At 58.2% G+C, this 7,497-nt stretch carries 5 protein-coding genes and 1 pseudogene; 3 read left to right on the top strand and 3 right to left on the bottom strand.

What is annotated here, in order from left to right; genetic code table 11:
- Positions 1-364 precede the first annotated feature (364 nt).
- Positions 365-1,960 carry an OpgC domain-containing protein gene (locus MOV75_RS20555; RefSeq protein ID WP_246922303.1) on the bottom strand — a complete coding sequence of 532 codons (1,596 nt, stop codon included), beginning with the start codon at positions 1,958-1,960 and terminating at the stop codon, positions 365-367.
- Between the two features lie 632 nt (positions 1,961-2,592).
- On the opposite strand from MOV75_RS20555, the gene MOV75_RS20560 reads away from it, so the two are divergent.
- The 3 genes from MOV75_RS20560 to MOV75_RS20570 all read left to right on the top strand — a co-directional run bounded on the left by MOV75_RS20560 (position 2,593) and on the right by MOV75_RS20570 (position 5,840).
- On the top strand, positions 2,593-3,219 hold the full coding sequence (locus tag MOV75_RS20560; protein WP_246922306.1) for a hypothetical protein: 627 nt from the start codon (positions 2,593-2,595) through the stop codon (positions 3,217-3,219).
- A gap of 1,933 nt (positions 3,220-5,152) precedes the next feature.
- Positions 5,153-5,473: a hypothetical protein gene (locus tag MOV75_RS20565; protein ID WP_246922308.1), complete on the top strand. Its 321-nt coding sequence runs from the start codon at positions 5,153-5,155 to the stop codon at positions 5,471-5,473.
- A 49-nt stretch (positions 5,474-5,522) separates the two neighbouring features.
- Positions 5,523-5,840, top strand: a complete 318-nt coding sequence (locus MOV75_RS20570) for a hypothetical protein (RefSeq protein ID WP_246922311.1) — start codon at positions 5,523-5,525, stop codon at positions 5,838-5,840.
- Positions 5,841-6,181: 341 nt separating this feature from the next.
- Here MOV75_RS20570 and MOV75_RS20575 read toward each other — a convergent pair whose 3' ends face one another.
- Together MOV75_RS20575 and MOV75_RS20580 are read right to left on the bottom strand one after the other, a co-directional pair.
- Positions 6,182-7,000 carry a hypothetical protein gene (locus tag MOV75_RS20575; RefSeq protein ID WP_246922314.1) on the bottom strand — a complete coding sequence of 273 codons (819 nt, stop codon included), beginning with the start codon at positions 6,998-7,000 and terminating at the stop codon, positions 6,182-6,184.
- Between the two features lie 311 nt (positions 7,001-7,311).
- Positions 7,312-7,497: pseudogene (locus MOV75_RS20580) on the bottom strand (alpha/beta hydrolase); the annotation flags it as partial.

The following is a 7,497-nucleotide window of genomic DNA, read 5'->3' on the forward strand; positions in this document are numbered from 1 at the left end:
GACCTGACATTGCTCGCGGCGACCGTGACGCTGGCGCTGCTCGGCAACGCCTTCATCTGCGCCGTCATCTCCGGGCCGCACGACCGCTACGGCGCGCGGATGGCATGGGTTGCGACCTTCGTGGTGCTGACGGCGCTAGCGCGGCGGTTTGGCGACGACGTCAAGGCGCGGTGAGATTGGGTGAAGAGTCGTCGCGCTTGGCTTCGTGCGAGCAGCGATCGCTTTCATCGAAAATGAACACCACGAGGACTTGGCGTTCAACAGCCTATCCGCGTCGTAAGATAGCCGATTCGCGGAGTGGTTCGATCACCACGATACGGTAGTGGTTCCACCGCAGCAATCCCACTTTGCATCTCGCGCGACATCAACCGTTTGGTCGCCGGACCGGAGATGCGTTACAGGGTGCATCCTCTGCAATGAAGTCGGAAGTCAGGAGCGGTTGTCGTTGCCTTGATTTGCTCCTAATCGAGCTGAGCATCGTCGCGGCCGTAATCAGCACCAGGATGCCGAAGAAACTAAGTGCGATCTGCATTGCAAGCTCATCTGAGATTTTGACCAGCGCTATGTGGCTGGCAAGAGCGAGCAGAACGCCGAGGCAATAGATTGCCAGGGGGTTCTCGCCGCAGCGGATCGCCCCGCGCATCACCGGCGTCGACAGCCCTCGCCAATTGCGAGGCACGAGCCATACCGCCAACATCGCAAGGGCAATAAAATGCAGCAATCGCAAAGGATGGAGGTCCGATTTGCCCTCCAGATAAGGCAACTTCGCCAGGATCTGTGGGACAAGCACCTCCGGTGGCCTGATGCTCCAACCCAATGCGATAGTCAGGCTGAAAGCCAGATAGAAAACGGCAAGTCCAAGCGCCAAGCGTGAGCTCAACCGCGGCCAGAACTTCTTGCCCTCCGTGACACACCACGCACCAAGCACAACCAGCAACTGCCAAGCAAGCGGATTGAAGAACCAAGTGTTGTTCGGCCACGCCGGAACGGTCCAGCCGAAAAGATGCACCGACGCATAAAGCAAGAGCGAGGCGCCGAGTGCCACGTTCGGCACTCGGAGCATCAGCCACAGCAGTGGCGCGAACAAAAGATGGAAAATCACGAAGAGAGGCAAGACGTCGGTGTTGACAGGACGGTATTGCAGGATCGCCGCTTGCGCGAACGTCGCTCCCGGATGTTCCAAGAGAATGCGCGTGTTGGTCTCGTCGGCAAGCCGGCCGCCGCCTGCGAGGTAAACCATCACGGCGCAAGCAAGAATGAGCAGCAGAAAAGCGGCGTAAATGTCCCAGCTACGTTGCAGCGTACGGCCGAGCACGCCCGTCCATCCGCCGCGCTCGTGCGCCTTGCCGTACGCGATCGCGCAGGTCACACCCGAGGCGAACATGAACACTTCCGCGCTATCGCTGAAGCCGTAATTCCGCAGCGTCAGCCAGCTTCCGATGTTGTTGGGGATATGGTTCAGAAAGATGCACCAGAGCGCGATGCCGCGGCAAACATCGATCCGTAGGTCGCGGCCGGGCACTTTCAGCTCCGGAAGCGCGCTCGTCCTTGGCTTCGCAGGTGTCGCGAGCAACTCAGGTTCGAGGTGCAGAAGCCGACCGAGCAACACCTTGGCACCGGGTTCAATCTCCGCCGGGGTTCGGCGAAAGTCAGTGTTCGGCGCGGCGCTATCGCGATGCTTGTCGAGGTCGACAGGCGCATCACGCCATCGCATCGGCTCCCAGCCATCCGAAAGATCAACCGAACTGATCGTCACCATCTCGACTGAAGGGCTGCGGGATGGCGGCGCAGGCACCTTCATCATGGTGGCGACGGGCCGAAAGGACGGAAACGACAAGCCTTCCGTCGACTCTTCTTCGGTAATAACCTCATATGAGCCGGCCGGTAATAGTCGTTCAGCGCTTGCGATCCGGAAGTGCTTGAACACTACCGTTTCGCTCCCCGATCGGGTCATCACCATGATCATTCTCGCAGATTGGCCGCGAGGTGCCGCCGTAACCACTAGCACAGGGACGATGTCGCCGGGTGCAAGCGACGCCATTCAGCTCTTCGGGCAAATGCGTTCCGATTGAAAACTCAATTCGCCTCCACAGTGAGTGGAGAGTGCTGAAGCTATTTTTCTTTTTCTACGCTTCGTCCCGCTGGAGTACAGCTCCGCGCCAGCGTCACAATCGAACACTCGCAACGGTGCGCTCTTTGTGCCCGAATAGCAATCTGTTTCTTTTATTCGGGTCATCGACCAAACCCAGCCCTGACCTCGCAGCCCCCATTACTGATTCCAATCGGCTCTGGCTCTCCAAGGCGCATGCTGTTGGGCTCGTGAGCATCATGCCGACCTCAGACTGATCGACGAGAGGTTGGCGCGAACTGACGTCTTGCAAGTTGGCATACGACCTCGATGGGTATCGCAATGAAATTTGCCCCGATGCGGAAGTTATTCATTAGGCGCTCGAACGGAAACGGCGTAGCTTGTTGGCTTGGCCGAGCGGATTGTTTGTCCGAGAGAGCTGCCCCAAAACGGCGACGCACCGAAGTCGCCGCTTCCACCAAATGGCAGCCCAGTGCCGTCGGTAGGCACACGTCATCCTGAACATGAACTTCAAATCGCATCACGATGCGCTCGGTGGTGCCTGCGTGCGTTGGGCGACCAATTTGAAAGTAAGAAAGGAGAATATCATGAGAATGAGCGTTGCAGTTGTTGTTAGCGCTTTGTCGTTTGGGGAGAGAAAGTTGGCGAAGTACGCTCGCGTCGCCGCGACGTGGCTCGCCCGCTCCGTGCTGATCAAATTGGCGCACATTCTTGAAAGAATCGGACTTGCCATGGTCGGGGCCGCGGGCGGTCTGTACGTGGCCGTAGGAATGATGCGCATGGAAAATGATTTTTTTCGAAACGAATGGATCGTCTTGTTGATGATGCTTTACGGGGCCTTTGCCTTCTTCGTGGGCATCGATCTGCCTAGCCGTCTTGCGCAGACAGTAAAAGCCACCAGACCGGGAGAATGGAGCTTTGGCACCGACGCGGCGGCGATAGCTAGCGGAGCCGGAACTTTCTTTGCCGCGACAGCGGTGTTTCTCTCCGTTGGCATCATTGTCTTTGACCACATCATGCGGGATGGATTCAGCGTTATGGTGGCATGCTGTTGGGCGATAGGCACTTCGTTTCAAATTGCTGCCGGCGCCATGGGCCGCAGCAAAGTCATCGTCGAGGATGGTCAGTGAGGACCAAGATGTGGGGTAAAGATAAATCAATGTCCCTTTGGACGCCCGAGAAGCTAGGCGAGAAAGCCAGGGCAGACGCTGAGAACGACAACTACAATCCACCACATTCATGGTGGCCCGGCCGATACAGCGTTGGTACCGAAGCCCGAGACAAGTACGACAGAGCTTTTAATCTTCATCACAGCGACAAGGACGAGTGCTAGGCCACCTCAGGCGGCCTCTTTCATTCGGCCGGCAAGCTGAAATGCTGTCAGAGAGATGAAGGCGCAGGGAATGGCCGACAAGGTGGACGGGTCTAATCTCCGGTACAGCATCGGGGTTGTAGCCGTACTTAAACGACGCTCGTCCAGAACGGACCTCAGTCCCATTATAGTAGCCCGAGATCCTCAAATGAGCTCTCTCAGCGGCGCATTTAAGCCGCCGTCGACCTCGCATTGCAGCCCTCACCGAAGTGCGAATTGCAGCCGTCGCTGCGACGGCGGCTAACTTAAGAACTCAGTTGGACGATTGAATCAGCTGCGCGATCAGATCAGAGTATCTAGGCTGAGATTGCGGGCGGCGACTATTGGCGGACGAGGACGCGAAGCGATCCGCTCGGGTCGAGGCGACCGAAGGAAATGACCTCTCCGTTGCACCAGGGTGGCTACCTAACTATACGTAGTCATTCGTTTTTTGATGCAGCGGTCACAATAGTTAACTAACGTGGTTCTATCGTCGGCCCATCTTCGGCAGCTATCCGACGACTGTGAGCAGAAGACTCGCGCCTTTTCAGCGTGAGTAGCCATGCCAAAAAACTCTCTCCGCCCGATCTGCCCGAACTGCGGTAAGCCGATGCACTTCGTGATCGTCAAGACAGGCGGTCGTAAGTTTTGGTGTATCAAGTGCGACGACATTGATCCAATGCAGGTCCCGGAGTTTCAAGCCTGGACCAACAGCGAATTGCGCCCGCCGAAAACGAAATGAAGGGCACCTCGTACAACATCAGGGTATAGAATACACCATAGTCCAAACGGCCAGTCCTTTCGGCACGATCGGCGCCATGGGACTGCGCAGCAGGGTCTCATTCTTCCGGTGTGAACACTGCCTGTGAAGTCGAGAACGAGTAAGGTCGCTTCACGGCTCACGTGGTCTGCTTTAGTGTGCGATTTTGCTCAGACCTCACGCTAGGGATGTGCAATTTGTGTCAGCACCGGGGTTTTGCTCACCTTCCCGGGGCTGGTCAGCCGCCGCCTGCGCTTTATTTAAGCGGGCGACGTTTTTGCTCGAGATGGAAGGCCATTGGACGCGACGTTTAGCGGCTGATCGTGATTTCCATGTGGCTTTCTAGGAACGCCGCTGGAAGAGCGGCTTTAAGCTTAATCACCTTTTCGGATCCCTGGGCTACTATCGGTGACTGAGAGCTGTTGCTCCCGCCTCCAAGCCGCGGGATGCACATGTGCGACAAGTGCGACCAGATAGACAACAAGATTGAGCAGCTCCGCGTGTTGATATCACCGGGAATGGACGCGCTTAGCCTAGCGATGATCCGATGCGCCGTCGAATTGCTAGAGGCTGATAAGGCGGCCTTTAAGTGTCACGGGAGCGCGCACATCAGCTCGCAATCTTAGTCGATGTCGCCTGTTGGCCCTTAATCGAAACATGCTGACCCTATTGTTGCGCCCGCTATCGGCGGCAAACCAGACGCGGGGCCGCGCCCACATCGATCGCCGCTTGTGACCCTCACCGGGCACTCCAACATCGGCACCCCTGGAAGGGAGCGACCGATCGAGAATAGATCAGACTCATCTCTCGGCCTGTGCTATCGAAGCCAATGAGAGCAATTTCAGTCACGAGTTTGGTCCTGATCTGGGCCACGTCGGCAGCGGCCCAAACGGCCGCGCGACAACAGGTCCAGCACGGCCTGGTCTCACGGCAGGCTACTGCAGGAATGACAATGAGCTTCTCGTTTCTCAACTCAAGGCCCTGCATTAGCCTCTTCGACAATCCAGAAATCCGACTAAAGGACGTTCCGCAAGGAGCGGCTTCAATCCTCGTGCAGCTGACCCAAGCTGACCAAGAATACGGCGGCCAGGAAGTTCCCCTGCCAAAGAATGGCATCCTTCCGGCTGGCGCTCTTCGCACGTTCGGGCCTTGCAACCCCGGTGTTTACCAATATGAGGTGACGGTTAAGTCGGCTGCGGGCGAAGTACTGGGAAGGGCGCAGCAATCGCATACGTTCCCGGACGATGGCGGGTCCAAAGCGCCGCCGAACTAGCTACCCTGAAATGAGAGAACGATTGGCCTGCTAGCTCGACGCGGAGCTGATGAGGCCGGTCGCCGCCATCGGCATCGTGAAGGGCAAGCCGTTCGCGCCCGACGCGAGCATAAAGAAGATCATGACCGAGGCGCTCGCACTCGCCAATGCGACCTCGCGCGCCCTGTTCATGGTCCCACGCGGCCCAAGCTGGTTCTATTTTCCTAACTCGTCATGGTTCAACTTCCTGTTCGTGAGCGGCTACGAGTTCGAGACGCGAATCCGGAGATCACACGTGAGGGAGCAAGCCATTCCCCGTTACGGCTACCGGACCTTGGATGCGCGCACCATTTCTTCTACGGCGTCACCGGCATCACGCCCGCGATAGCGAGGCGCCTGCCCGGCATCGGGCCGCAATATCTGCTGGCAATGACCGATGCGGGGAGGAATTAATTGGAAGGCACCAAAACCTGCAAGGTGATTGCCCAAGGACATTCCGGAAGAGAACTTCTGGTCGTTCACCGTGTACGACAACATGACGCGCTCGACGCTCGACACGCCTTAGCGCTATCCACGCGCCGGCAGCCAGAGCTACCCGTCGCCGCCTGCGGCGCTCGGGCCAACGCCCGCAAGTGACCCCGTAGCGGACGGCGCAAGCGAGTAGCTTTTGTGAGCGAGCGTGACTCGCTTGCATCACGCTGTGAGGCTTGAACGCTGCTCGCAGCCACTTCAATTCGTCGTGGTCTTGCCGCCGCGCATGGACACGAGCTTTTCCTCACGAAATCGGAGAATGAACCATGCGGTCTCATCGAAACCGTCTGCGAGCTTTCCTTCGTGAGAATACACCATCTGAGCAGCTTCCGACTTCGACGGCGGTCCCAGCGCCGTGACTACCTCCAAACGCGACATACCCAAATGCAGCTTGCCGTCGAAGACGAGGGGCGCGAACTTTTCCGGGATGATGGCGCAATCGGTCGAGGTCTTGGTGTCTTTCTCGGTGAGCTCTTCCACGATCTCTGTGACGAGATGGTCCGGGCCGCCCATCTCTCCGCTGGACACGACCCATAATCGATGCTGCGCGCGCCCATAACACAGCCAATAGATGCTACCTCCAGCGTCGCCCTGGTGTTGGATGGTCCCTTCACCCACGGCTTCGCGGACTGCGCCGAGCGGCGTCTCCTCGAAGCGGCCGACGAATGCGCCTAGCGAAAAGCGGGTCGCCAATCTCTTCACGACCGTCGGCTGCACGCGCTCGAACGCATGTTCGTCGACTGGCGGCGGCGGTGTCTGCGCGGAGCAGTCGTCCGCGGGGATCGCGAAAAGGAGAAGCAGCAAGAAGAGCGTCTTTAGACCATCAACTCCGAATTGCCCTACATTGGAGATTGAGCGCTTCTGGAATAGCCCCATTCCTTTGGCAAGGATGGCGTCAACATCGAGGTCTTTGATGCGGCCAGCCGCTCTGTCGGCCAGTCGTTTATATACTTCTCGCCCCAGCAGGTCGCGCTCAGGCGTCGAGAGTGCGGGCGTCAGCTTCTGGGTCTCGGACACGTCAATCTCTCCCCTGCGATGAAGAAAGGCACAACATATCATAGCTGACGTGTGGAGGAGCCTCCCTCACCCCACCGCCTTCACTTGGCTTTGGTCGGCCCACGTGCTGCATATTCGAGCAACGCCGCGATTTGTGGGAGCGAATGACTTGGGAGATGTTTCCCAGGGACGACCAGCAAGGGCAATTTTGTGCAGCAACGATTGCTGATGACGATCGTGGTGCTTCCAATGATAGCATTCGCGGTCCACACACTTCTCGAAAGACTGGCCACATAGCTGTCGCGAGATGTCTGCTTGTGGCTCTTTGTGCCTCACCGCCGCCGTGACAAGAAATCTAGCACGCCAGTCTTGTAGACCTTGTCGCCGACCGCGCGCATGTGGTCGCGGTTCGGAATATCGAGCACTTCAGAGCCGGGAATGATGGCGCCGAGCGCGCTGGCGGAGCCGGCCACGTCGTCGGCGCTGCCGACCGCGATCAGCACGGGCACGTCGATGCG

The organism is Bradyrhizobium sp. PRIMUS42 (assembly GCF_023006515.1).
GTDB lineage: Bacteria > Pseudomonadota > Alphaproteobacteria > Rhizobiales > Xanthobacteraceae > Bradyrhizobium.

Bases quoted from the DNA above. Each gene is read 5' to 3' on its own strand.
- MOV75_RS20555 (WP_246922303.1), bottom strand. From the start codon at position 1,960: ATGGTGATGACCCGATCGGGGAGCGAAACGGTAGTGTTCAAGCACTTC.
- MOV75_RS20560 (WP_246922306.1), top strand. From the start codon at position 2,593: ATGAACTTCAAATCGCATCACGATGCGCTCGGTGGTGCCTGCGTGCGT.
- MOV75_RS20565 (WP_246922308.1), top strand. From the start codon at position 5,153: ATGAGCTTCTCGTTTCTCAACTCAAGGCCCTGCATTAGCCTCTTCGAC.
- MOV75_RS20570 (WP_246922311.1), top strand. From the start codon at position 5,523: ATGAGGCCGGTCGCCGCCATCGGCATCGTGAAGGGCAAGCCGTTCGCG.